The organism is Streptomyces sp. NPDC088707 (genome assembly GCF_044752725.1).
Taxonomy (GTDB): Bacteria; Actinomycetota; Actinomycetes; order Streptomycetales; family Streptomycetaceae; genus Streptomyces.
Genome location: NZ_JBIVLV010000011.1, coordinates 55,394 through 79,571 on the forward strand (window position 1 = coordinate 55,394; position 24,178 = coordinate 79,571).

At 72.1% G+C, this 24,178-nt stretch carries 19 protein-coding genes and 1 riboswitch; of the genes, 10 read left to right on the forward strand and 9 right to left on the reverse strand.

Annotated elements, in window-relative coordinates:
• Positions 1-91 precede the first annotated feature (91 nt).
• A riboswitch (SAM riboswitch) is annotated at positions 92-289 on the forward strand.
• The 4 genes from thrC to groL all read left to right on the forward strand — a co-directional run bounded on the left by thrC (position 283) and on the right by groL (position 4,471).
• Positions 283-1,593 (forward strand): threonine synthase, encoded by a 1,311-nt coding sequence (gene thrC, locus ACIP84_RS29380; RefSeq protein WP_355963982.1) that lies wholly within the window; start codon positions 283-285, stop codon positions 1,591-1,593. (Overlaps the previous riboswitch by 7 nt.)
• Before the next feature lie 14 nt (positions 1,594-1,607).
• Positions 1,608-1,883, forward strand: coding sequence for a MoaD/ThiS family protein (locus tag ACIP84_RS29385; protein WP_055642141.1), 276 nt, complete (start codon positions 1,608-1,610; stop codon positions 1,881-1,883).
• A 436-nt stretch (positions 1,884-2,319) separates the two neighbouring features.
• A complete protein-coding gene (locus ACIP84_RS29390; protein WP_015035246.1) occupies positions 2,320-2,523 on the forward strand; it encodes a cold-shock protein in 204 nt (67 codons plus the stop codon).
• A 319-nt stretch (positions 2,524-2,842) separates the two neighbouring features.
• A complete protein-coding gene (gene groL, locus ACIP84_RS29395) occupies positions 2,843-4,471 on the forward strand; it encodes a chaperonin GroEL (protein ID WP_030321969.1) in 1,629 nt (542 codons plus the stop codon).
• Between the two features lie 105 nt (positions 4,472-4,576).
• On the opposite strand, the gene ACIP84_RS29400 is transcribed toward groL, so the two are convergent.
• Together ACIP84_RS29400 and ACIP84_RS29405 are read right to left on the reverse strand one after the other, a co-directional pair.
• The gene (locus ACIP84_RS29400) at positions 4,577-6,298 is read right to left on the reverse strand and encodes a hypothetical protein (protein ID WP_401801799.1); all 1,722 of its coding nucleotides are present in this window, start codon (positions 6,296-6,298) and stop codon (positions 4,577-4,579) included.
• Positions 6,288-7,904, reverse strand: a complete 1,617-nt coding sequence (locus tag ACIP84_RS29405) for a hypothetical protein (RefSeq protein WP_401801802.1) — start codon at positions 7,902-7,904, stop codon at positions 6,288-6,290. The genes ACIP84_RS29400 and ACIP84_RS29405 overlap by 11 nt, the downstream gene beginning before the upstream one ends.
• Before the next feature lie 212 nt (positions 7,905-8,116).
• On the opposite strand from ACIP84_RS29405, the gene ACIP84_RS29410 reads away from it, so the two are divergent.
• Together ACIP84_RS29410 and ACIP84_RS29415 are read left to right on the forward strand one after the other, a co-directional pair.
• The gene (locus ACIP84_RS29410; RefSeq protein ID WP_355963936.1) at positions 8,117-8,587 is read left to right on the forward strand and encodes an SRPBCC domain-containing protein; all 471 of its coding nucleotides are present in this window, start codon (positions 8,117-8,119) and stop codon (positions 8,585-8,587) included.
• Positions 8,588-8,915: 328 nt separating this feature from the next.
• Entirely contained in the window at positions 8,916-10,175 is a 1,260-nt protein-coding gene (locus ACIP84_RS29415) for a lysine 2,3-aminomutase (protein ID WP_401801805.1), read from the forward strand.
• Between the two features lie 23 nt (positions 10,176-10,198).
• Here ACIP84_RS29415 and ACIP84_RS29420 read toward each other — a convergent pair whose 3' ends face one another.
• On the reverse strand, positions 10,199-10,936 hold the full coding sequence (locus ACIP84_RS29420) for a transporter substrate-binding domain-containing protein (RefSeq protein WP_355963932.1): 738 nt from the start codon (positions 10,934-10,936) through the stop codon (positions 10,199-10,201).
• Positions 10,937-10,947: 11 nt separating this feature from the next.
• Positions 10,948-11,892 (reverse strand): aldo/keto reductase, encoded by a 945-nt coding sequence (locus ACIP84_RS29425; protein WP_401801808.1) that lies wholly within the window; start codon positions 11,890-11,892, stop codon positions 10,948-10,950.
• Between the two features lie 205 nt (positions 11,893-12,097).
• Between ACIP84_RS29425 and ACIP84_RS29430 the strand changes: the two genes are divergently transcribed.
• Positions 12,098-13,621, forward strand: a complete 1,524-nt coding sequence (locus ACIP84_RS29430; protein WP_401801810.1) for an alpha/beta hydrolase — start codon at positions 12,098-12,100, stop codon at positions 13,619-13,621.
• Between the two features lie 73 nt (positions 13,622-13,694).
• On the opposite strand, the gene ACIP84_RS29435 is transcribed toward ACIP84_RS29430, so the two are convergent.
• From ACIP84_RS29435 to ACIP84_RS29445, 3 genes are all read right to left on the reverse strand, one after another.
• Positions 13,695-15,185, reverse strand: a complete 1,491-nt coding sequence (locus ACIP84_RS29435; protein ID WP_401801813.1) for a PTS transporter subunit EIIC — start codon at positions 15,183-15,185, stop codon at positions 13,695-13,697.
• Positions 15,186-15,254: 69 nt separating this feature from the next.
• Positions 15,255-16,190, reverse strand: coding sequence for an N-acetylmuramic acid 6-phosphate etherase (gene murQ, locus ACIP84_RS29440; protein WP_355963925.1), 936 nt, complete (start codon positions 16,188-16,190; stop codon positions 15,255-15,257).
• 26 nt (positions 16,191-16,216) lie between these two features.
• Positions 16,217-17,134 (reverse strand): MurR/RpiR family transcriptional regulator, encoded by a 918-nt coding sequence (locus ACIP84_RS29445; protein WP_030321987.1) that lies wholly within the window; start codon positions 17,132-17,134, stop codon positions 16,217-16,219.
• 111 nt (positions 17,135-17,245) lie between these two features.
• On the opposite strand from ACIP84_RS29445, the gene ACIP84_RS29450 reads away from it, so the two are divergent.
• Positions 17,246-17,602: a hypothetical protein gene (locus ACIP84_RS29450; protein WP_355963924.1), complete on the forward strand. Its 357-nt coding sequence runs from the start codon at positions 17,246-17,248 to the stop codon at positions 17,600-17,602.
• A gap of 121 nt (positions 17,603-17,723) precedes the next feature.
• Positions 17,724-17,996 (forward strand): DUF4031 domain-containing protein, encoded by a 273-nt coding sequence (locus tag ACIP84_RS29455; protein ID WP_055600707.1) that lies wholly within the window; start codon positions 17,724-17,726, stop codon positions 17,994-17,996.
• Positions 17,997-18,014: 18 nt separating this feature from the next.
• Here the strand turns inward: ACIP84_RS29455 and cpt are convergent, their stop codons facing one another.
• The gene (gene cpt / locus ACIP84_RS29460) at positions 18,015-18,548 is read right to left on the reverse strand and encodes a chloramphenicol phosphotransferase CPT (protein ID WP_355963911.1); all 534 of its coding nucleotides are present in this window, start codon (positions 18,546-18,548) and stop codon (positions 18,015-18,017) included.
• A gap of 61 nt (positions 18,549-18,609) precedes the next feature.
• Positions 18,610-19,818, reverse strand: coding sequence for a Cmx/CmrA family chloramphenicol efflux MFS transporter (locus tag ACIP84_RS29465; protein WP_401802229.1), 1,209 nt, complete (start codon positions 19,816-19,818; stop codon positions 18,610-18,612).
• Positions 19,819-20,288: 470 nt separating this feature from the next.
• Between ACIP84_RS29465 and ACIP84_RS29470 the strand changes: the two genes are divergently transcribed.
• Positions 20,289-24,146 carry a hypothetical protein gene (locus ACIP84_RS29470; RefSeq protein ID WP_401801817.1) on the forward strand — a complete coding sequence of 1,286 codons (3,858 nt, stop codon included), beginning with the start codon at positions 20,289-20,291 and terminating at the stop codon, positions 24,144-24,146.
• Positions 24,147-24,178: the final 32 nt, after the last annotated feature.

The window sequence follows — 24,178 nt, forward strand, 5'->3', positions numbered from 1 at the left end:
TCTTGAACAACGCGGATGCCCGATGCACGTCGGGGTGCCGCCCGCGTCGGAGCGCAGGAACGAAAGTCCACCGCGCTTCACAATCGAATACCGCTCATCCAGAGGGGCAGAGGGAAACGGCCCGTTGAAGCCCCGGCAACCCTCCAGTCGGTTTGTCTCGCCCACCCGTCTCCCGGCCACCACCCCAGGTGGAGCCCTGACGGGCACAGCTTTCATGCGCGAGGCCCCCGGCTAGGGAAGGTGCCAAATCCGTCTCATGACGAAAAATTCGTCATGGGAAAGATGAGGAGAAAGGGCCTCGCCTCCATGGCTGTACAGACTGCTACCCCCGCCACCTCGGTCGACCTCGGTCCCGCGTCCGGACTCTCCTGTCGCGAATGCGGTGAAGTCTTCCCGCTCGGCCCGATCTTCGCCTGCGAACTCTGTTTCGGACCGCTCGAAGTCGCGTACGACCTCCCCACCGGTGACCCCGAGGCACTGCGCAAGCAGATCGAGGCCGGCCCCGCCAACATCTGGCGCTACGCCCCGCTGCTGCCCGTCCCCGCCGACGTCGCCGACAAGCCCAACCTGAACCCGGGCTGGACCAAGCTCGTCCAGGCCGACAACCTCGCCCGCGAGATCGGCGTCGCCCCCGGCAAGCTCTTCGTCAAGGACGACTCCGGCAACCCGACCCACTCCTTCAAGGACCGGGTCGTCGCCCAGGCCATCGAGGCCGCCCGCGCCTTCGGCTTCACCACCCTCTCCTGCTCCTCCACCGGCAACCTGGCCGGCGCCGTCGGCGCCGCCGCCGCCCGCGCCGGCTTCCGCTCCTGCGTGTTCATCCCGCACGACCTGGAGCAGGGCAAGGTCGTCATGGCCGGTGTCTACGGCGGTGACCTCGTCGCCATCGAGGGCAACTACGACGACGTCAACCGCTTCTGCTCCGAGCTCATCGGCGACCCGCTGGGCGAGGGCTGGGGCTTCGTCAACGTCAACCTCCGCCCGTACTACGGCGAGGGCTCCAAGACGCTGGCGTACGAGATCTGCGAGCAGCTCGGCTGGGTCATCCCCGACCAGCTCGTCATCCCGATCGCCTCCGGCTCCCAGCTCACGAAGATCGACAAGGGTCTCCAGGAGCTCGTCAAGCTGGGCCTCGTCGAGGACAGGCCGTACAAGATCTTCGGCGCGCAGGCCGAGGGCTGCTCCCCGGTGTCGGTGGCCTTCAAGGCCGGCCACGACGTCGTACGGCCCCAGAAGCCGAACACGATCGCCAAGTCGCTCGCGATCGGCAACCCGGCCGACGGCCCGTACGTCCTCGACATCGCCCGCCGCACCGGCGGCGCCGTGGAGGACGTGAACGACGAGCAGGTCGTGGACGCGATCAAGCTGCTCGCGCAGACCGAGGGCATCTTCGCCGAGACCGCGGGCGGCGTGACCGTCGGCGTCACGAAGAAGCTCGTCGAGAACGGGCTGATCGACCCGAACCTCACGACCGTCGTCCTCAACACCGGCGACGGACTCAAGACCCTGGACGCGGTGGCCGACACCTCTCAGGCGACCGTCACCATCCGCCCGAGCCTGGACGCGTTCCGCGACGCCGGCCTGGCCCTCTGAAAGGTTTCGAAGACATGGCCGTGAACGTCCGCATCCCCACCATCCTCCGCACCTACACGGGCGGTCAGTCCGAGGTCCAGGCCGAGGGCGCGACCCTCGCCGAGGTCATCGCGGACCTGGAGAAGAACCACACGGGCATCGCCGCCCGCGTCCTGGACGACCAGGGCAAGCTGCGCCGCTTCGTCAACGTCTACGTGAACGACGACGACGTGCGCTTCGAGCAGGGCCTGGAGACGGCCACCCCGGCCGGCGCCGGCGTCTCGATCATCCCGGCCGTCGCCGGAGGCTGACCGTCGAACTCGGTGCCGGAGGCTGTGGGCCTTCGCGGGCCCACCGGTTGTCCCCGTCTTTCTTAATTGCCCCTTCCGCGCCATAAAGCGGAAGGGGCAATTCTGCATGGTTGAGCGCGGTAGAGTTGGGGAAGTCCCCTCCGCTGCTCATGCCAGGCGCATATGAGAATGCGTCCCCGCGCGACAAGAAGCAGCCAAAGTGTGTGCGCGTTGTGTACCTTCTGCGCGCTTTGCCGGGCCCGACTTGCCCGGTCATCCAAGGGAATCTCCCCAATTCGCCTTTCCGTGGCGCCCAGAATTCTCGCTCGATTGACCTGTTGCAGAGGGCAGTTGGGCAGATACATTCAGCCGCGGTCGACGCGTTCCGGCGCAGGGTCTGACCCGGGTTCCGCGAAGTGCGGGTCCCGCGCAAGGGCCAGTAATAGGGGAGTTAGGCATGGCTCAGGGCACCGTCAAGTGGTTCAACGCGGAGAAGGGCTACGGCTTCATCGCGGTCGACGGTGGTGCGGATGTTTTCGTCCACTACAGCGCGATCCAGATGGATGGCTACCGCAGCCTCGAAGAGGGACAGCGAGTCGAGTTCGAGATCTCGCAGGGCCAGAAGGGTCCGCAGGCGGACATGGTCAAGCTCGCCGTCTGAGCGCGGCGCGATCGGCCACCGACGCAACGACGTCGAGGGGCCCGCATCCCTGAGGGGAAGCGGGCCCCTCGCGCGTTCCCGCGCCCCTCTCGCGCCCCCCGTCCACCTCCCGAAACTCGAGAGTCGCTTGCACTCTCATAGGGCGAGTGCTAATCATTGGCGTTAGCACTCGGAAGGTGAGAGTGCTACGAGGATCGGGCAGACGAGGCCGCCGGCCGGGTGGGGCAAGGAACCACGCGGAGCTGCGGAGGCCGTCCGTCGCGGGCGTCGGCGCGGTCCTGGAGCGTTATCCACCCCATGTCCGGGAGGACCACTTCACATGGCCAAGATCATCGCGTTCGACGAGGAGGCCCGGCGCGGTCTCGAGCGCGGCATGAACCAGCTCGCTGACGCCGTCAAGGTCACCCTCGGCCCCAAGGGTCGCAACGTCGTCCTCGAGAAGAAGTGGGGCGCCCCCACGATCACCAACGATGGTGTCTCCATCGCCAAGGAGATCGAGCTCGAGGACCCGTACGAGAAGATCGGCGCCGAGCTGGTCAAGGAAGTCGCCAAGAAGACGGACGACGTCGCCGGCGACGGTACGACCACCGCCACCGTTCTCGCCCAGGCGCTCGTCCGCGAGGGCCTGCGCAACGTGGCCGCCGGTGCCAACCCGATGGCCCTCAAGCGCGGAATCGAGAAGGCCGTCGAGGCCGTCTCCGGCGCCCTGCTCGAGCAGGCGAAGGATGTCGAGACCAAGGAGCAGATCGCTTCCACGGCCTCCATCTCCGCCGCCGACACCCAGATCGGCGAGCTCATCGCCGAGGCGATGGACAAGGTCGGCAAGGAAGGCGTCATCACCGTCGAGGAGTCCCAGACCTTCGGTCTGGAGCTGGAGCTCACCGAGGGTATGCGCTTCGACAAGGGCTACATCTCGGCGTACTTCGCCACCGACATGGAGCGTATGGAGGCGTCACTCGACGACCCGTACCTCCTGATCGTCAACTCCAAGATCTCTTCGGTGAAGGACCTGCTCCCGCTCCTGGAGAAGGTCATGCAGTCGGGCAAGCCGCTGCTGATCATCGCCGAGGACGTCGAGGGCGAGGCCCTGTCGACCCTGGTCGTCAACAAGATCCGCGGCACCTTCAAGTCCGTCGCGGTCAAGGCCCCGGGCTTCGGCGACCGTCGCAAGGCCATGCTGAACGACATCGCCATCCTCACCGGCGGCACGGTCATCTCCGAGGAGGTCGGCCTGAAGCTGGAGAACGCGGGCCTCGACCTGCTGGGCCGCGCCCGCAAGGTCGTCATCACCAAGGACGAGACCACCATCGTCGACGGTGCCGGTGACAGCGAGCAGGTCGCCGGTCGCGTGAACCAGATCCGCGCCGAGATCGAGAACAGCGACTCGGACTACGACCGCGAGAAGCTGCAGGAGCGCCTGGCGAAGCTCGCCGGCGGTGTTGCGGTCATCAAGGCCGGTGCCGCGACCGAGGTCGAGCTCAAGGAGCGCAAGCACCGCATCGAGGACGCCGTTCGCAACGCGAAGGCGGCCGTCGAGGAGGGCATCGTCGCCGGCGGTGGCGTGGCCCTGCTCCAGGCCTCCTCGGTCTTCGAGAAGCTCGAGGCCGACCTCGCGGGTGACGAGGCCACGGGCGCGAACATCGTGAAGCTGGCCCTTGAGGCCCCGCTGAAGCAGATCGCGGTCAACGCCGGCCTCGAGGGCGGCGTCGTGGCGGAGAAGGTCCGCAACCTGCCCGTCGGTCACGGCCTGAACGCCGCGACCAACGAGTACGTCGACCTCATCGCCGAGGGCATCATCGACCCGGCGAAGGTCACGCGCTCCGCGCTGCAGAACGCCGCGTCGATCGCCGCGCTGTTCCTCACCACCGAGGCCGTCATCGCCGACAAGCCGGAGAAGGCGTCCGCGCCGGCCGGCGGCGGCATGCCGGGCGGTGACATGGACTTCTGATCCTCCGGGATCGGTGGTTCATCGCTGAACGCGAAGCTCAGCACGAACGAGGGCGGCACTCCCCGGCAGGGGGGTGCCGCCCTCGGGCGTTGGGGAGCGCCGCGGTCAGCGCATGTCGACGTAGTCACCGCCGGCCGAGGCCGGGGTGTTGAAGTGCTTGCCGTCGCCGTAGTGGCGGAGGCGCCAGCTGCCGTCCCCGGTGACCTTGGCCTTCAGGGACACGTTGCCGCTCGCGTTCGACCGGCCGGTCGCCACCTGTTTCCACGTCGTGGAGCCCCGCGGCTGGAACTGCAGGACGACCGGGGCGTTCGCGTACGCGCGCCACTTGTTGTCCGTGTAGTGCTGGAGCCCGCCGGTGACCGTCACGTACCCGCCCTTCGCGACCGGCTCGGGGCCGGCGTTCAGGGAGACGATCCGGGTGTCGATGCGGGTCAGCCGCAGCGTGCCGGTGCTGGACTCGGCGAACTGGTCGGTGGTGAGGTGCCGGAGACGGAAGGTGCCGCCCCGGCTCGCCGCCGAGGCCGTGAACTCGTTGTAGTAGGCCGAGTTGACGTTTCCCCAGGCGATCGCCTTCCAGGCGCCGCCGACGAGCTGCTCCAGCCGGACGAACTGGGCCGTCGTGAAGTTCGGTTCCGCCTCGTACCGGGCGCCGAAGGTGCCGGAGACCGTGACCCGGCCGTCGGCGGAGAGCCCGTACGTGCGGAGGTCGGTGCGGGAGTCGAGGGGGATGGCCAGGGCGCCGTAGTGCGCGGGGAACTCCACGTACCGGTCGGGCGACTCGACCGCGAAGCCGCCGGACTCCTTGCCCGCGACGGCGATGAGCCGGGCGGTGAACCGGCCGTCCGTCCCGGTCCGGACGACGGTGCTGGAGCCCGTTCCCCAGGTGGGGCCGCCGAGCCGCACGCGCACCTCGTGGTTCGCGACGGGCGCGCCGGCCGCGGCCGGGTCGGTCATCCGGCCGCTGACGGTCACGGTCTCCCCGTCGAGCGCCCGCTTCTTGTCGGCGGTGGCAGTGACGGCCACCTTGCGCGACTCGTGCTGGTAGACGCTGAGGTGATCCGTCACGGTGCCGTGGAGCTCGGAGGTGTCGGCGGTGACCGTCGCCCAGAAGGCGAGGTTCGGGATGTTCAGGTCCGCGCTGGAGATCGGGAACGGTGGCGACGTGAAGCGGCCGTCCGCGTCGGTGACCGCCTGTCGGGGCGGGCTCTGCGTCCCGTCCCGCGGCGGGTCGAGCCGCTTGACGGTCACCGGCAGGTCGGCCAGTGCGACCCGGTCCCCGGAGCCGGGCTGGATGCCGACGACAGTGCCCGAGGGGCGGGCGTTGCGGTCGGCGTACGTGGGCTTGGTGGGGACGAGGGTGATCTCGGGGCGGAGCCGGAAGTCGAGCTGTCCGGCGTCGGTCCGGGTCTGCTTGTTCCCCAGCGAGTCGGTGGCGGTGACGTCGATGGCGTACGTCCCGAGGGCCGGGATGCGGCCGCCGTCCTCGACGAGCTTCAGCACGGCCGCGTCGGGCAGGCGGAAGGTGGTGGCCTGGGCCGAGGGGTTCCAGGGATCGGTCACGCCCGCGAGCGTCGGGATGTCGACGAGGACGGTGTCGCCCTGCCGGACCTGGGCCGAGACCTTGGTGATCTTCGCCTGAGGGGCGTCCGTCCAGGCGGTGACCTGGAAGATGCCGCGCTGGGTGTCGTCGGTGAGGGCCCGGCCGATGCCGACGAGCGGGTCGGCCGCGGTGGCGGGCGCGGCGGTGACGGCGAGGGTCGTCGCGGCGAGGGCTGCGGCGGCCAGGCCCGCCGTCAGGGCGCGGGAGGGGCGGAGGTCAGCGCGCATCGATGTAGATCGCCTTCGTGTCGCTGTAGAAGTAGGTGCCCGTGGTGTTGAGGTACGCGGCCCAGGAGCCGTCGCCGTAGGCGGTGGCGCGGTAGCTGAACCGGCCGCTGCTGTTGGTGGTGATGCTCTTGGTCACCCAGTACCACTGGTTCTCGTTCCTGGGCTTGTAGACCAGGGTCAGCTTGGCTCCGGCGAGCGGCTTCCAGACGCCGCCCACCTTGCGCTGGACGGTGCCGGAGACGGTCATCTTGCCGTTCACGGTGGGCCGGGTGGGGCTGATGGTGAAGGCGGAGAAGCGGGTGGGCGTGCGGCCCCGCTTCAGGGACGTACTGCCCTTGGCGACCAGCTCGTTGGTCTCCGGGTGGTGGATCCGGTAGAGGGCGCTCTCGTAGCCCTGGGTGGTGAAGCGGTAGGAGCAGCCGCTGTCGGTCATGCCGCTGCGCATGACGCGCCAGCTGCGACCGGCGTCGAAGGAGACCTGGAGCTGCACGGGCTGCCCGTTGCGGCAGTAGGCCGAGCCGAACCCGCCCGTGGCGGTGAGCTTCCCGTACTCGTCCAGGGTGATCGTGTGCGGGGAGTACGAGAACTGCTGCGGTACGACGATGTCGCTCTTGGCGTAGGCGCGGGCGTCGTCGAAGTACGGCGAGTACCGCAGCGAGGTGTACACGAATTCGGTGCTGTACTGGGGCCGCGCGTTGAAGGAGAAGGCGCCGGTCGCGGAGGACGTGGTGCTGCCCAGGACGGTCGCCGGGTTGGAGCCGTAGGGCTGTGATCCGGTCGCGACGACGGAGGCGCCGGGGAAGGGCTTCCAGCCGGTCGGCGTGTACCGCTCCACGTGCCCGCTGACCCGCACGTCCGTACCGGCGAGCACGCGGTACTTGTTGACGTTGGTGCTGATCCGGTACAGGAGCCGTTCCACGCCCAGGTTCGGGACGAAGGCGGCGTCGTCCGGGTCGTTGCCGGTGCCGGCGGTGACCACGGTCGCGGTGCCGGAGACCCAGCCGCCCGGGGTCACCGTCACGGAGAAGGTGCCGTCCGCGAGGGTCGTGGCGGTGGAGCGGATGACCCTGCCGGTGCCGTCCTGCGCGTTGAGGGCGATCGCCACCTGGGTGCCGGCGGGCGCGGTGGTGCGGGCGCCGGTGGCCGGGTCCCAGAGGGTCGTCCTGCCGGAGAGGACGGCCTGGCGCTGGTCGTAGCTGGTGTTCTCGCGGTCCCAGGACAGGTCGGTGACGCCGACGTGCGGCCGGTAGCTGTAGGTGGCGCCGGCGGTCCGCTGGGTGGTGCCGCCGGGCATCCGGTACTCGACGCGTACCGGGTAGTCCTGGAAGGCGGTGCCCTGCGGGAGCGTGAAGGGCGCCTCCGTCTCCCAGCGGATGTTGTCCGTGGTGAGCGCCTCCGTGGAGGCGAGCACGGCGGCGCCAGGGTCGGTGGAGGCCAGGACGCTGACCTTGATCCAGAGCGCGTTGGCGGGCAGATCCACGCGGTAGCGCCCGTTGTCCAGCGTCTTGCCGGACAGGAGCGGCGCATCCGCGTAGGCGGTCGGGGCGTGGACGACGGCGGGCACGATGACGCCCGCCGAGAGAGCGAAGACGGCTGCGGCACGCACGAAGGCGTGCGGAAGCCTGCGCGTTGAGCGCGGCAAAGGGACCCCCCACAGGTCTGTGATGGCGGCGTCGCCCGTGATCGGGGGCGGCCGCGTGGCAGAACTTTAGCGCTCACCTGTTGAACATGTTCACTCCCTTTCCGGGAGTGGCCGGCCGGGCGTGCCCGAGTGATCCTGGAAGAGACCGAAAAGGACACGGTGGAAGGGCCGAGGCCATGGTCACCCTGCTGACGACACCCGCCGATCGCGAGCTGGTCATCACCAGGACCTTCGACGCCCCGCCGGCCAGGGTCTGGGAGGCGTGGACGGTCCCCGCGCACGTACGGGAGTGGTACGGGGTGTCCGGACTGACCACGACGGTCGTCGACATCGATCTGCGGGTGGGCGGTGCGTGGCGCTGGGGCCAGACCGCCCCGGACGGTCAGCAGATCGTCTTCTCCGGCATGTACGAGGACGTCGTACCGGTGGAGCGGCTCGACTACACGGAGGTCTTCGAGCAGATGCCGGACGGGGAGCCGGTCCGCGTCACGCTCACGTTCGACTCGACTCCGGACGGCGGCACGGCCCTGACCAGCACGTCCTTTTGGCCGTCGAACGAGATCAGGGACCAGTCGCTGGCGGCGGGCATGGAGGCGGGGGTCCGGGAGCAGTACGACCGGCTCGCGGAACACCTGAGGTCGATGTGAGGGCCGGCCCGGCGCACCCGTTCCTCCCGGAGGAAAGGCGCCAATCTGGCAGATGCCGCGGGCTTACGCCAGGCTGAAAGGCCTCGGGTGCGAAGCGGGACGGATGGGTGGAGAACGGATGTCCGCGTCACATCGTGCTGTCCGGTACGTGTCGCGCGCGATTGGCCGGACTCCTCCGTTGCCCCCACGTCGGGCCACCGCTAGTGCCATTGGCGGCCGGGGTCTCCCCTCCCCATCATCGTCCGGGGTGCGCCGCACCGGCGATCGGTGAGGCCTTCGAGGAGGCGACGACCGTGCAGACGACCGACGTGCCGGTGGTGGGGAACGGGTGACCGTCCTCACCGGTCACCGCCTCGCCCGACTCATCGCCGACCGCACCGGGCGGCCCGCCCTCGCGCACGACGCCGACGTCGTCGGCCGCGTGCTGCCGTTCCGGGTCGGCTCCCACGCCGCCGACGAGCTCATCGACTGGTCGCGCGCCCCCGACGACCCCCTCTACCGGCTCCTCGTGCCCCACCGCGACCTGCTCGCCCCCGCGGACTTCGCCGCCGTCGAGCAGACCCTGCGGGACGGCGACCGCGACCGGTTGCGGCTCGTCGTCGACGGCCTGCGCGAACGACTCGACCCGCACCCGGCCGGCCGGGACACCGAGGCCGTCCGGCACACCTATCCGGGCACCCTGCTCGTCCTCCCCGACCGGCGCCGCGGCTGCCCCGCCCCCTGCGCGTCCTGCTTCCGCCGGCCCCCGGACGCCGGCGGTCCGGCGCGGGGCGGGCCCGAGGCGATGACGGCCCGCCTGGCCCGGCACCCGGAGATCACGGACGTCGTCCTCGACGGCGAGGACCCGCTCGCCATGCGGGCGGCTGAGCTCGACGCGTACCTCTCGCCGCTCCTGGCCACGCCCCGGGTGCGGACGATCAGCATCCGGACGAGGGCCGTGATCCACGCGCCGGAGCGCTTCGCGAGCGACGACCTCGCCGACGCCGACGACCTCCTCCGCGTCCTCGAACGGGTCGTCGCGGCCGGCCGCCGCCTCTCGCTGCTCCTCCACCTCACCCACCCCCGGGAGCTCGACCCGGCGCCGACCCGCCGGGCCCTCGCCCGCGTCCTCGCGACGGGAGCGGCGATCCGCACCCAGGGCCCCGTCCTCCGGCATGTCAACGACGACGCCGGAGTCTGGGCGCGGATGTGGCGGGAGCAGACCGCGCTCGGCCTCGTCCCGTACCGCATGCTCGTCGAGCGCGGCTCGGGCGCCCGCCGCTGCTTCGGGCTGCCGCTCGCGGAGGTCCTGGACGTCCACGCGGCGGCGGTACGGCAGCGGGGCCGGGGGCTCGTGCCCGTCGTCGGAGCTCCTGTGATGTCCACGGAGCTGGGCGCCCTGGCCGTGGACGGTGTCGTCGGCCTCGGCCAGGGGCCGGCCTTCGCCCTCCGTGCGCTCCGGGCCCGCGATCCCGCGCTGGCCGGCGCCGTGGCGCACGCCCGCTTCGACCCGGCGGCGAGGTGGTGGGACGAGCTGACCCCGTACGGGCTCCGGGACCGGATCCTGATCCCGGGGGAGCCGTTGACGGCTGCGGACGTCGTGGGGTGAAGCGGGTCCCGTCGCTGCCGGCGTCAGGCCGCGGGCGGGGCGAGCAGCCCGGTGTCCTGGCCGGCGCGACGGAGCGAGTCCGCCACGAAGCCGTCGGCCTTCAGCTCCTCGACGGTGGAGCGGAGGAAGGCGACCGTCTCGGGCGCGCGGTCGACCGTCGTGCCGACCGCCTGCCGGATCTGCATGAACCGGCCCTCGATCAGCCGGACGTCGGGGTGCTCCCGCACGTAGGACGTCATGGGCTGGCGGATCCCGGCGCCCACGTCGAGACCCTCGGCGCGGAAGGTGTCGACGCCCTCCGCGCCGCGCACGACCGTCGCGTGCGTGAGGGAGCGGGAGAGGAACAGGTCGTACGCGGACCCCTGCTTGACGCCGATCCGGACGCCGGGCGCGTCGACGTCCTCGACGGTGGCGAGGCGGGAGCCGACGGGGACGGCGTACACGCCCTCGATGACGACGTACGGGGCGGTGAACGCGACCTCCGTCTCCCGCGCCGGATCCACGGCGAGGAAGCAGAGGTCGGCCCGGCCGTCGGCCATCGCCTCGAAGGACTTCCGCGCCGCGTCGAAGCAGAGCAGCTCGACGGCGAGCCCGAGCCGCGCCCCGATCTCCCTCGCCAGATCGACGGTGATCCCGGACGGCGCCTCGGGGGTGCCCTGGGCGAGCACCGGGTTCCCGAGGTTGATGGAGGCCCGGAGGGTGCCGGTGGGAGCGAGGTCGGCGGCGAGGGCGGGGGTGGGGCGGCTCGGCGTGTGCGTCATGGAGGTGGAGTCTAGGAAGCGTCGGCGGCGGGCTCGCGGTGCAGTCCGCCGAGGAGGGCCAGGTCCTCGTCGGTGAGCCGGATCGCGCCCGCGTCGACGTTCGCGGCGAGGTGGCCGGGGTCGCCGGTGCCGGGGATGGCGAGGAGGTGCGGCCCCTGGTGCAGGGTCCAGGCGATCCGGATCTGGGCGGGGCTCGCGCCGTGGGCCTCGGCGACGGCGAGGACCTCGGGGCTCTCGGGGGCGGTGGCTCCGCCCTGACGGCCCGCGGCGGCGATCGCGTAGAAGGGCACGAAGGCGATGCCCTGCTCGCCGCAGTGACGCACGAAGTCCTGGTACTCGGGGCGGACCCCGATCCCGTACATGTTCTGCACGCAGACGACGGGGGCGATGGCCTGCGCCTCGGCGAGCTGCTCGGGGGTGATGTTGGAGACGCCGAGATGGCGGACGAGGCCGGCTTCGCGGAGCTCGGCGAGGGCGCCGAAGCGCTCGGCGATCGAATCGGTGCCGACGATACGGAGGTTGACGACGTCGAGGTGGTCGCGGCCGAGCTGCCGCAGGTTCTCCTCGACCTGGCCGCGCAGGGCGGCGGCGGTGCGCGCGTGGGTGCCCCAGGCCCCGGAGGCGTCGCGGCAGGGGCCGACCTTGGTGGCGATGACGAGGTCGTCGGGGTAGGGCCCGCCGAGGGCGCTGCTGATCAGCTCGTTGGCGGAGCGGAGCGGGGAGAAGTAGAAGGCGGCGGTGTCGATGTGGTTCACGCCGAGGTCGACGGCCTTGCGCAGCACGGCGATCGCCTCGTCGCGGTCGCGGGGCACGGCGTGCTCGACGAGTGCCTCGCCGCGCTGGGGCAGCCGCATGGCACCGAATCCGATGCGGTTGACCGTGAGGTCCCCGAGGACCCAGGTACCGGCGGCGGAGGCGAGGGTGGGAGGGGTGGTGGACGTGGGGGTGGTGGTCATGCGGGGGATGATTCCCGAGGGGACGGGGGACCGCCATCGGATAAGGGATTCCGCTTGGGCGTCTCGGCTCCGGCCTCCCCCTTCTCCTGTGCCCTATCCCGCGCCCTCTGGCCGAACACCCCCCGTGTCTGCGGGGGTTGGCCCCACCTCCGGGCCGCGTGCCTGCCGGATGGGGCGGGGGCTCCGGCTTCGACAGGCTGTGAGCATGACAGCGAATCACGGACGTCACGCTTCCCTCCTCGGTCTCTCCGTCGCCCTCGTCGCCGGGCTCGGCCTCGCCGCCGGCGGCGTCGCTCCCGCCTCCGCCGCCGGCCTCGACTGGGGGGTGTGCGACCCTGCCGTCAAACCGCTTCCCGGGCAGCAGTGCGCCAAGCTCTCCGTACCCCTCGACTACGCCGATCCCGACGGGCCGCGGATCCAGCTCGCCGTGTCCAGGATCGCCGGCACCCGCCCCGACGCCCGGCGCGGGACCCTCATGGTCATTCCCGGCGGGCCCGGCAGCTCCGGGGTGCAGCGGCTGGCGCAGAAGGGCGCCGCTCTGGCGCGGGAGATGGACGGGGCGTACGACCTTGTGGCGTTCGACCCGCGCGGCATCGGCGGCTCGGCCAAGGCGCGGTGCGGGCTCGACGAGGGCGACCGGTGGATGATGACGCTGCGGTCGTGGCCGAGCGCGGTCGGCGGCATCGACGAGAACGTCGCCCGGTCGAAGCGGACCGCCGAGGCCTGTGCCCGGAACGGGGGTGCCATGCTGCGCGGGCTGACCACCGCCAACCAGGTGCGGGACCTGGAACAGCTGAGGAAGGCGCTCGGCGAGCGGAAGCTGTCGGCGTGGGGCGTGTCGTACGGGACGTACGTGGCGGCCGCGTACGCCGAGAAGTTCCCGGGGCGGACCGATCGCTGGGTACTCGACAGCAGCAACGACCCCGACCCGAAGCGGGTCGCCCGGGGCTGGCTGGAGGGCCTGGCGCAGGGCGCCGAGGACCGGTTCCCCGACTTCGCGGACTGGGCGGCGCATCCGGACCGGGCGGTCGAGGGGGTGCGGCTCGCGGAGCGGCCCGAGGACGTCCGGGCGGTCGTCATGGATCTGGCGGGCCGGCTCGACCGGGAGCCGCATGCCTCCGTGCTGCCGGGTGCGCCGGGCGAGCCCGCGAAGCCGGGCCCTCCGCTCACGGGCTCGATGCTGCTCCAGTCGCTCCAGCTCGCGCTCTACTCCGACGGCTTCTTCCCGTCCTTCGCGCAGCTGGTGACGGAGGCGCTCGACCCGGAGGGCCGGCCGGTGCTGCCGCGTGAGCTGGCGGGCGCGATGCCGGACGACGCCGCGGCCATCACCGTGGGTGTGATCTGCAACGACGTGAACTGGCCCGCGTCCGTGGCCGCGCACGAGCGGGCCGTCGCGAAGAACCGCGAGCGGTTCCCGCTGACGGCGGGGATGCCGGTGAACATCACCCCCTGCTCCTTCTGGAAGGGCGGCGCTGCGGAGAAGCCCGTCCGCATCACCGACCGCGGGCCCTCCAACATCCTCATGATCCAGAACCTGCGGGATCCCGCCACCCCGCACTCCAAAGGGATGGGGATGCGGCGCGCCCTCGGTGACCGCGCCCGGCTCGTCTCCGTCGACCACGGCGGGCACGGGGTCTACCTCGGGAACGGCAACGCCTGCGGGGACCGGGCCGTGACCCGCTTCCTCACCGAGGGCGTCCGCCCGGACGGGGACGTTCTCTGCCGCTAAGCCTCCCCCGTACCCCACGGAGACGCGGGAGCCCGGCCGGAATCCTTCCGGCCGGGCTCCTTCTCGCCTTCGCTCAGACCTTGGCCGGCTCCGGCTCGCGTTCCGGCGCGGGGCCGCCCTTCGCCACCGTCACCTCCGCCTGCTCCGTCTCCGTGTCCACGTTGAACTCCTCCAGGAGTTCCCTGCTGAAGCCCCAGAAGTACGTCGCCACGAAGCCCGCCAGGTAGCCGACGATCAGGCCGCCCGCGTAGATCGCGATCGTCTCGCCCAGACCCTTGTCGCCGTCGAGGAGCGGGAAGAGCGCCCAGCCCGACGGGCCGATCGCCGTCGAGCCGACCGTGTCGCCCAGCATGCTGAACAGTCCGACGAAGCCGCCGCCGAACGCTCCGCCGACGCAGGCCGTGACGAAGGGGCGGCCGAGGGGGAGGGAGACGCCGTAGATGAGCGGCTCGCCGACGCCCAGGAAGCCGGCCGGGAGCGCGGACCTGATCGTGCGGCGGATCGAGCCGTTGCGCGGGAGCTTCAGGTAGACGGCCATCGCCGCGCCGACCTGGCCCGCGCCCGCCATCGCCAGGATGGGGAGGAGGACCGTGTAGCCCTGCTGCTCGATGAGCGTGGTGTGGATCGGGATGAGGGCCTGGTGCAGGCCCAGCATCACCAGCGGCAGGAACAGGCCGCCGAGGACGAAGCCCGCTCCGGCACCCGCGTGCGCGAGGAGCCAGTCGGCGAACTCGCCGATGGCGGTGGAGATCTCACCGGCCACGAACATCAGGCCGAAGATCGTGACCAGGCCCGAGATCAGGACCGTCAGGGTCGGGGTGACCAGGACGTCGAGGGACTCCGGCACCCAGCGGCGGCACCACTTCTCCACGTACACCGCGAGGATCGCCGCGCCGAGCGCGCCGAGCACACCGCCCTGGCCGGGGGAGAGCGTCTGGCCGAAGGCCTCGATCTTGGCGACGCCCGGGAAGACGATGATCGCCGCGACCGCGCCGCCGAGGATCGCCGTACCGCCGAACTCCTTCGCCGTGTTGTATCCGACGAAGACCGCGATGAGGGCCATGAAGCCGCTCGCCATCGCGGCGAGCGCCGGGGTGACGCCGGGCAGCCAGCCGAGGTTGATCAGCAGGCCGTTGAGGCCGGCGATGATGCCGCAGCCGATGAGCGCGGGGATCAGCGGGACGAAGATGTTCGCGATCCTGCGGAGGAAGAGCTTGAAGGGGGTGGCGTTCTTCGCCTTCCGCGCCGCCTTCAGGGCCGCGCCCTGCGCCGCGAGGTCCTCCGCCGAGTGCGTCGGCTGCGGGGCCGCCGCCACCAGGGCCTCGATCTCCGGGGTCACGCGGGCGACGGTGCCCGGGCCGAGGACGATCTGGTACGTGTCGTCCTCCACCACGCCCATCACGGCGGGCAGTGCCTTGAGGGCCTCGTCCTGGACGAGCGAGCGGTCGCGCAGACCCAGCCGGAGGCGGGTCATGCAGTGGGCCACGGAGCCGATGTTCTCGGCGCCGCCGACGAGGGGGAGGATCGCGGCGGCGATGGCGCGGTTCTTGTCGTCTGTGCTCATGGTGCGGTGGTGCCTTGCTGTGAGGGGTGCCTCTGGGGGAGGGGCCGACGGGGTGGCGCCCCCTGGGGGTTACGGCGTGGGGCCGGTCGCGTGCAGCGCCGCGCGCAGGTGGCCCCGGGAGACCTTCAGCCGCTCGGTGGCCGTGGGGGCGTCGATGTCGGCGAGGATCATGAGGATGGCGTTCTTCACCTCCCCGTCGGCGGCGGCGAGGGCGGTCTCGATCTGCTCGTCCGGCGCGCCGGTGGCCAGGGCGACGATCCGCCGCGAGCGGGCCTGGAGCTTCTCGTTGGAGGCGCGGACGTCGACCATCAGGTTTCCGTACGTCTTGCCGAGCCGGATCATCGTGATGGTCGAGATCATGTTGAGGACGAGCTTCTGGGCGGTGCCGGCCTTGAGCCGGGTCGAGCCGGTGAGCAGCTCGGGGCCGGGGACGACCTCGATGCCGTGCTCGGCGGCGGCGGCGAGCGCGCTGTCCTCGTTGCAGGAGAGGCCGATGGTGAGCGCGCCGTGTGCACGGGCGTGCTCGACGGCGCCGATGGCGTACGGGGTGCGGCCGGAGGCGGAGATGCCGACGACGGTGTCGTCCGCGGTGACGCCGAGCGCGGTGAGGTCCTCGGCGGCGAGTTCCTTGGAGTCCTCGGCGCCTTCGACCGCTTTGACCATGGCGGAGGGGCCGCCGGCGATGAGGCCGACGACCTCGCTCGGGTCGGTGTTGAAGGTGGGCGGGCACTCGCTGGCGTCGAGGACGCCGAGACGGCCCGCGGTGCCGGCGCCCATGTAGATGAGGCGTCCGCCGCGGGCCATGCGCTCGGCGGTGGCGTCGATGGCGGCGGCGATGGCGGGGAGCTGCTGGGCGACGGCGGCGGGGACGGTGGCGTCCTCGCCGTTCATGAGCGCGGCGATCTCGGCGGTGGGGAGCTGGTCGATCTCGGCCAGTTCCGGACGGAACGCCTCGGTGGTGAGGGTGGCCAGCTGGGCGCGGAGTTCGGAGTACGTAGCAGACACGTGCGGCTCTTTCGGTGCTGTGGTCGTCAGCGGGTGCGGGGTGAGTGGCGGTGCGCCAGGGCTTCGTACGAGGCGGCGAGGGCAGGGGCCGCCGTCTCGTACGTACGCTGTGTGACACAGGTGAACAGGCAGTCGACGACCAGGAGTTGGCTGGTCCGGGACGACATCGCCGCGGGGCGCAGTTCGCTCTCGCGGGCGGTGGAGGTGGTGAGGACGTGGTCGGCGTACTGGGTGACCGGCCCGTCCGGGCGGCCGGTGATCGCGACCGTCGTCGCCCCGTGGTCGAAGGCGACCCGGAGCGGTTCTATGACGTCGCCGGTCGAGCCGGAGTGGGTGATGGCGATGGCGACGTCGCCGGAGCGGAGCTGCACGGCGTTGGTGACGGCGAGGTGCGGGTCGCTGTGGGCGTGCGCGATGAGGCCGATGCGGAGGAGTTTCTGGCCGAGGTCCTGGGCGACGAGGCCGGAGGCGCCGATGCCGTAGATGTCGATGCGGCGGGCGGTGGCGAGGGCGGCGACGGCGGCGCCGAGCTGGACGGTGTCGAGTCCCGCGGCGGTGTCGGCGAGGGTCTGCTGTTCGTCGTAGGCGAGCTTGGCGACGACGTCGGCGATCGGGTCGTCGACGGCGATGTCGGCGGTGACGGCGGGTGCGCGGCCGGACTGCTGCTGGGCGGCGAGTCCGGCGAGGGCGAGCCGGAGGTCGCGGTAGCCGGGGTAGCCGAGGAGGCGGGCGGTGCGGACGACGGTCGCCTCACTGGTGCCGGTGAGCTCGGCGAGGCCGGTGACCGTGAGCGCGGCGCAGCCGGCGGGGTCTCCGGCGACGGCTTCGGCGACCCGCTGCATCGAGCGGGTCATGGACGGCGCGAGGGTCCGCACCTTGGCCGCGAGCGCGGCGGGGGCGGGGGGCGCGTCACCCGTGAAACTTTCCTTCACTTCATTGGTCACATCTGAAAGATACTTTCGGACGGGGGGTGCGACAAGACCTCGTCGGTCCCGGATCGGGGCGGGACCTTCGGCCCTTCGCAGGGTGCGCTGGCCCCGGGTGACAATGGGTGCATGGACGACATCGACCCCGTGGAGCAGGCGCTGCACGCCGCCCGCGCCCTGGTACTGGCCGACCTGGTGGCCCGCGAGGTCGCCGCCGCCGAGGTGGTGTCGATGGTGGAGGATTCGGTGACCCACCGGCGCTGGTGGGTCGAGCAGTGGCCGGAGGGCCTGGCGTACGTCGCCGGTCTCGTCGCCCAGGACGTCCAGGACGCCCTGCTCGAACGGTACGGCCGCTGGCCCCTCTGCCCGGTCTGCTCCACCGGTGACCCGCACGCCCTGGACGTGGAGCCCGAGCTGGGGCCGGACCCGCACTGGGTCTGCGGGAAGCAGGGCGTCGTGGTGGCGCCGGTGGGCGGCCTGACGTGAGCGGGCGGGCTGCCGTGACAGGGTGGGCTGACGTGAGCGGGCGGGCTGACGTGAGCGGGCGGGCTGACCTGAGCGGGCGGGCTGACGTGAGCGGGCGGGCCGAGGCGAAGGCGGTTCCGGCGTGACCCTCTACATCGACCCGCCCACCTGGCCCGGCCACGGCCGGATGTGGTCGCACCTGGTCAGCGACGTCTCCTTCGAGGAGCTGCACACCTTCGCCGCCTCGATCGGCGCCCCGCCCCGCGCCTTCGAGCGGGACCACTACGACATACCCTCCGACCGGTACGCGGACGCCGTGGCCGGCGGTGCGGTCGAGGTCGGGTCGAAGGAACTGCTGCGGCGCCTCACGGCGGCGGGGCTGCGACGACCGAAGGGCCGACCGGCGCCCTCTTGACCGGGGCCGCGGTGGGGGTCAGACGACGTGGGACGCGATGACGCGGGCGCACTCCAGCGATTCGGTGCGGGTGGTGTCGACCTCCACGTCGTAGTCGACGCCCCGGTGCACGATGTCCGCCTGCTTCGCGGCCATTCCGGCGACCCGGTCGCCGCGCGCGACCTCGCGGCCCTCGGCGACGGCGCTGTCGCACCGGACGCCGACCCAGAGCACGTCGAGGTCGCCGACGAAGGCCCGCCAGCGGTCCTGGGCGGCCGCTCCGCTCAGGAAGACGTCGTCGACGATGACGCGTGCGCCGGCGCGGGCCATGGTGGCGACCCCCTGGGCCCAGGCGCCTTCGAGGGCGCGGAAGTCGGCCCCGATGTTCACTCCGCCGTCGGCGTCGAACGCGATGCCGTCGTCGGAGCTCCGCATCCTGAGGGGCATCGCGTCGATGAGCGAGTCGACGCCGAACGCGAGCCAGGGGTCGGGGAGTACGGCCTGGAGACACCGCACGATGCCGGACTTCCCCGCGCTGGAACCGCCGTTGAGGATGATGATCTGGGTGGTCATCGCGCCACCGTACGGCGGTGACGGCGCCGTACGAAAAGGGTTTCGGCCGATGCCGGGGGCGTCAGCGGGACGTGGACGGCACGGCCTTCTCGGGCTGCGGGATGCCGGAGGTCACCACGCGGGACGGGGACCTGTGGAGCTTCAGGGCCACCGCGGCCGTCGCCAGGCCGACGACCGTCATCGCCGCGCCCGCCCAGGCCGTCGAGGCGAAGCCGAGGCCCGCGTCGATGACCGTGCCGCCGAGCCAGGGGCCGCCGGTGTTGCCGAGGTTGAAGGCGGCGGTGGTGGTGGCGCCCGCGAGGGTGGGGGCGGCGCCGGCGACGTTGAACATGCGGGCGTTGAGGGCCGGGGCCGTGTAGAAGGCGGAGACGCCGAGGAGGAAGGTCAGGACGATCGTGGCGGCCGGGCTGGATGCGAAGAGGGCCAGGGCGACCAGGAAGACCGTGGAGGCGGCGATGCCGGTGAGCAGCACGCCGAAGAGGTGGGCGTCGGCGACCCGGCCCCCGATCGTCGTGCCGATCACGGCGCCGATGCCGAAGAGTCCGAGGACGCCGGAGACCCACCCCTCGTCGAGTCCGGACACGTCGGTGAGCAGCGGGGCCAGGTAGGAGAAGGCGCAGAAGACGCCGCCGGCCGCGAGGGCGGTGACGACGATCGAGAGGAGGACCTGGCGGTCGCGGTAGATGGCGACCTCGCTCTTGAGGCGGGGCTTCGTCTCGGGGAGGGGGATGCGGGGGATGCGGGTCACCACGCCGACGAGGGCGATCGCGGAGGCGAGGCCGACCGCCCAGAAGGCGGAGCGCCAGCCGAGGTGCTCGCCGAGGAACGCACCGGCCGGGACACCGAGGACGTTGGCGATGGAGAGGCCGCCGATCATGACCGCCATGGCGCGGGCGCGCGAGCCGACCGGGACCATCGCGATGGCCACCGCCGCGCCGACCGCCCAGAATCCGGCGCAGGCGAGGGCGCTGATGACGCGGGAGGCGAAGAGGATTGCGTAGTTCGGCGCGAGGGCGCCGGCTATCTGGCCGAGGCCGAAGACGGTGATGAGGGCGATGAGGGTGGTCTTGCGGGGGAGCCGCAGGGTGGCGACGGCGAGCAGCGGCGCGCCGACGACCATGCCGATCGCGAAGGCCGAGATGAGCAGCCCGGCGCGGGGGATGGAGACGTTCATGTCCTCCGCGATGGGCGGCAGCAGTCCGGAGAGCATGAACTCGCTCGTGCCGAGCGCGAAGACGGACAGGCCGAGGATGTAGACGGCCAGCGGCATGCGGCCGGCGGATCCGGTGCTCGCGGGGGCGTGCTCGGGGGCCTGTGCGGCGGGCTCGAAGTCCTGTGCGGCGGGCTCGGGAGCGGGGGGCGTGGGCTCGGCGGAGGAAGACGGCATGACATGGGTCAACCCGGGGTTTGTGCCTGTCATTCCCGGCGCGCCGGGGATCTCGGCATATGGACGGAGGCCGCCCCCGCGCTGGTTTACGCCCGGTAACAAGACGATCAACCAGGCGCCCGTCTTGACCGGGAGTGGCAGCCTGTGTGCCCTTCGTGAAGGTTATTTGATCTTCACGTGCGGCGCGGGACATGACATGGTCGCGGAGTAAGCGGCAGCGCCGGTCGTGGGGGGCGAGCGTGCCGGCACTGTCGTGACCAGGGGGGAACTCTGCCTGGTGGGCTGCCGCGCCCGTGGGTGCCATGCCCATGCTCAGAGTGCTGCCGGACGATCGTGAGATTGCAAGGCAGAACATGTCATTGCTCAGAGACGTCGGCAGACGCCGCCGTCGCATACGGGCCGCCCTGACGCAGGCGACCGCGACCACCGCCATGATGACGGCCTCCGCCGTCCTCGTCGGCATGATCCAGAGCTCGCCGGTCGCCGCCGCGACCGAGCCCGAGCAGGACGACCCCACCCAGTACCGCAACAGCATCGGCGCCGAGCGCCGCCTCGACCGCTGCCAGGGCGCGCAGGCGCTGCGCATCGGCGGCCCCCTGCTGAAGGCCAAGGCCATCGAGGGCCTGGCCGGAACCGAGACCGACCTCGACACCGTCCTCGGCGACGACCTCGACTGGTGGCTCGACAGCCCCCTGGACGTCGCCGCCGACGCCGACGAGGACGCCGGCGGCGTCTACGCCAACGCCGTCCGGGACCGCGACGAGGCCCTGTCCCTCGCCAACCAGGTGTACGCCAAGAACGACGCCGGCGACCACCGGCTGGACTGGTGGGCGCCGAAGTTCGGCGACGCCGTCTGGAACTTCACCATCGGCACCCAGCGGGAGATGGCCAAGCACCTCGACGACGACACCCTCAGCAAGGCCAGCCCCGAAGCCCTCGCCCGCGCCAAGGTCATCGCCGAGGAGAACCGCGGCAAGGACGAGTGGCACGACTGGGCGTCCAGGAGCATGCTCAGCGACAGCCAGGTCGGCTGGGGCTCCAGAACCTCCACCGACATCGCGTCGTACCTGAAGCGCGGCGGCTTCCCGACCGTATCGCCCGTCAAGGACTCGCCCGAGTACCGCGTCGAGGTCGAGGACCTCAAGCAGGCCTGGGCCGCCTGCGACTACGCGAACCCGTACGACCCCTCGCGCAAGCTCAACGAGCTCGTCATGGCCGCCATGATCGAGTGGGAGCTGGAGTACGCCGGTCAGGCGGACCAGCGCGCCACGATCATGCGCGCGGAGGCCGAGGCCTCGGCGGCCACCCGCGAGGCCACCGACGATCTCGTCGAGGCCCTGGGACAGGCCTGGCTCGCCGAACAGCTCCTGCGCTGGCGCAAGAACTGGCAGGACACGCTGGCCGACTGGCCCTTCCCCACCTATCCGGGCCAGCCCGACCAGGCCGCGTACGACAGGGCAGACGCCGACCTCGCCCGCTACCGCGCCAACGTCGCCGCCCTCGCCACCTCGGCGAAGGCCCAGGCGGCCAAGGCCACCGCCGCCGCCCAGAAGGCGACCACGGCGCAGCAGCAGGCATGGGCCGTCGCCGACACGACCCACGTGCCGCGCGGCCGGGGTCTGATGTACGCCCAGCAGTCGGTGCAGGTCGCCCGCGCCTCCGCGGCCGCCGCCACGGCCGCCGCGAAGGCGACGGAGACGGCGCTCGGCGCCGCGAACGCGACCGTCGCCACCAGTGACGCGCTCCTCGCCAAGGCGAAGACCGAGTCGGCGGCGCTCACCACGGAGTTCCGCCGGGTCGCCGCCGAGGAGGCCGCCGCCCAGGCGAAGGCCGCCGCCGACAGCGCCGTGGCCAACGCCACGGCCGCCGCGGACAGCGCAGACACCGCCAAGGCTGCGCGGACGACGGCGGAGCAGAAGCGCGACAAGGCCAAGACCGCCGCCGCCACGGCCGCCTCCGAGCGTGCCAAGGCGGAGGCCGAGAAGGCCACGGCCGTCGCCTCCCGCACCAAGGCCGCCACCGAGCGGGCCAAGGCCAAGGCCGCGGAGGAGAAGGCCGCCGCCCAGCAGGCCACCGCCACCGGCGCGGGAACGGCTGCCGGGACGGCGACCGCCGACGCCACGGCGAAGCGGAAGCTCGCCGACGAGAAGGCGAAGGCCGCGCAGACCGCACGCGAGAAGGCGACCGCCGCGCTCCGGGCCAAGCAGGCCACCGCGGCCCGCGCCGCCGCCCTCGAAGCCGCCGCGACCGCCGCCGCGGGCAGCGCCGCCGCCGCCGAGACGCGGGCGGCGGCCACCGCCGCCCGCACGGCCGCGAACGAGGCCGTCCAGGCCGCGACCGCCGCGCAGACCGCCGCCGACCAGGCGACCGCCGCCGCGGTCTCCGCGCGCACCGCCGCCACCACGGCGGAGGGCGCCGCCGAGCGGGCCAAGACCACTGCCGCCACGGCCTGGTCCGCCTTCTACGCCTCGCAGGGCGAGGCCTCCACGGCGCACGCCGCCGCGGCCACCGCCCTCGACGCGTCGCAGGACGCCGCGATCCGCGCCGACCACGCGGCGACCGCCTCGGAGAACGCCACCGAACTGGCCAGGAAGGCCCAGCGGGAGTCGGACGCCGCCGGCGCGAGTGCCGCCGAGGCCGTGAAGTCGGCCGCGACCGTCGTCGGCCGCGCCCATGCCGCCGCTCAGGCCGCGCTCGCCGCCCGGGACGCCTCCCAGGAGGCGATCACCTCCGCCGCCGAGGCCGTCGCCCTCGGCAGCCCGTACCAGGAGAAGGACAGCGCGGCCGCGTTCGCCGTACTGGTCGGACAGTCGTCGAAGACGGCCGCCGAGCAGCAGGCGGCCGCCGCCGCCGCCAAGGCCACCGCAGCAGCGGCCGCCGCGGAGTCCGCGCAGCAGACCGCCGCGCAGGCCACCGGTGACGCGAAGCTCGCCGCCGAGGCCGCCGCCCGCGCCGCGAGCGACTCGGTGCGCGCCGTCGAGGCCGCGACCCGGGCCCAGGCGTCCGCCACCCAGGCCTCCGACGCCCAGAAGGGTGCGAAGGACGCCGCCGACGCCGCCGCCGGCCACGCCGAGCAGGCCGGGACGGACGCCCTCAGCGCCCGATCCACCGCCGGCGCGGTGAGCGGTATCGCCGCCGAAGCCGCCCGTGAGGCGACCGACGCGGAGAAGCACGCCGCGGAGGCGAACGAGAAGGCCGGCCGGTCCTCCGAGGCCGCCGAGGAGGCCGCGAAGAAGGCCGCCGACTCCGAGAAGGCCGCCAAGGAGGCCGAGGACAAGGCGTCCGACGCCGCGGGCGACAGCTCCGCCGCCGAGGAGGCCGCGAAGAAGGCCGAGCAGGAGCAGCGGGAGAGGAACGAGGCCGCCCACGAGGAGGCCCTCGCTGAAGGCGTCACGCCCATCGAGGGCGGTGCCTCCAACTGGCCGGCGCTCGGTGAGCGGGAGGAGCAGATCCTTCTCGGCGCCTGCGGCCAGACCTGCGTCGACGACTACCGGAAGGGCCTCGCGGCCGTCTCCGTGAACGTCGTCGAATGGGCCGCCGCCAACGGGGGACAGATCCTCTTCGAGCAGCTCGACGCCGCCAAGGTCAAGAAGTGCCTGGCCTCGTCCGACGTGGACGACTGCCTCTGGGCCCTGGTCGACATGCCCTCGTCGTCGGTGATCGTGGGCCGGATACCCGCGCTCGCGCTGGCGATCGAGAAGGTCTCCGACGGCATGCGGAAGATCTTCCGCGAGGCCGACGACGCGCTGCGCCGCCTCAACGAGCTGACGGCCGTTCTGAAGAGCGTCCGCGGCACCCCGCGCCTGGAGCGCTGCCTCGCCGGAGTCGCCCTGCACGCGGGCGGCGCCAGGACGAAGGCCGTGGCCATCCAGGGCCTGTCCGGGTCGAACGCCCAGCTGCACGAGGTCATCGGCGACCTCAGCTGGCTGCAGCTCATGGCCCTGGGCCAGGCGACCAGCCAGGACAAGGCGGCCGCGTACGAGTACGCGGACGCGATCGCGGCCCGCAAGGCCGTCCTGGAGGATGCCAACCGGCCGTACGCGATGAGCTCGTTCGACGACGGGATCACGCTGCACGCACCGCAGTTCGGCGCGGAGATCATGGCGTTCACCCACGCCTCGCAGCCGAAGCTGTCCGCCCGTCTCGGCTGGGACGGGCACACCAACCCGAGTGCCGAGTCCCTGGCGAAGGCCCGGGAGATCACCGCATAGAACCGGGGCAAGGACGACTGGCACGACTTCGC

Coding starts and splice junctions, on each gene's coding strand:
- ACIP84_RS29420 (WP_355963932.1), bottom strand. CDS start 10,936: ATGACGCACACGCCGAGCCGCCCCACCCCCGCCCTCGCCGCCGACCTC.
- ACIP84_RS29390 (WP_015035246.1), top strand. CDS start 2,320: ATGGCTCAGGGCACCGTCAAGTGGTTCAACGCGGAGAAGGGCTACGGC.
- ACIP84_RS29470 (WP_401801817.1), top strand. CDS start 20,289: ATGTCATTGCTCAGAGACGTCGGCAGACGCCGCCGTCGCATACGGGCC.
- ACIP84_RS29465 (WP_401802229.1), bottom strand. CDS start 19,818: ATGCCGCTGGCCGTCTACATCCTCGGCCTGTCCGTCTTCGCGCTCGGC.
- ACIP84_RS29435 (WP_401801813.1), bottom strand. CDS start 15,185: ATGAGCACAGACGACAAGAACCGCGCCATCGCCGCCGCGATCCTCCCC.
- ACIP84_RS29400 (WP_401801799.1), bottom strand. CDS start 6,298: ATGCGCGCTGACCTCCGCCCCTCCCGCGCCCTGACGGCGGGCCTGGCC.
- groL (WP_030321969.1), top strand. CDS start 2,843: ATGGCCAAGATCATCGCGTTCGACGAGGAGGCCCGGCGCGGTCTCGAG.
- ACIP84_RS29385 (WP_055642141.1), top strand. CDS start 1,608: ATGGCCGTGAACGTCCGCATCCCCACCATCCTCCGCACCTACACGGGC.
- ACIP84_RS29430 (WP_401801810.1), top strand. CDS start 12,098: ATGACAGCGAATCACGGACGTCACGCTTCCCTCCTCGGTCTCTCCGTC.
- thrC (WP_355963982.1), top strand. CDS start 283: ATGAGGAGAAAGGGCCTCGCCTCCATGGCTGTACAGACTGCTACCCCC.
- ACIP84_RS29450 (WP_355963924.1), top strand. CDS start 17,246: ATGGACGACATCGACCCCGTGGAGCAGGCGCTGCACGCCGCCCGCGCC.
- ACIP84_RS29425 (WP_401801808.1), bottom strand. CDS start 11,892: ATGACCACCACCCCCACGTCCACCACCCCTCCCACCCTCGCCTCCGCC.
- cpt (WP_355963911.1), bottom strand. CDS start 18,548: ATGACCACCCAGATCATCATCCTCAACGGCGGTTCCAGCGCGGGGAAG.
- ACIP84_RS29410 (WP_355963936.1), top strand. CDS start 8,117: ATGGTCACCCTGCTGACGACACCCGCCGATCGCGAGCTGGTCATCACC.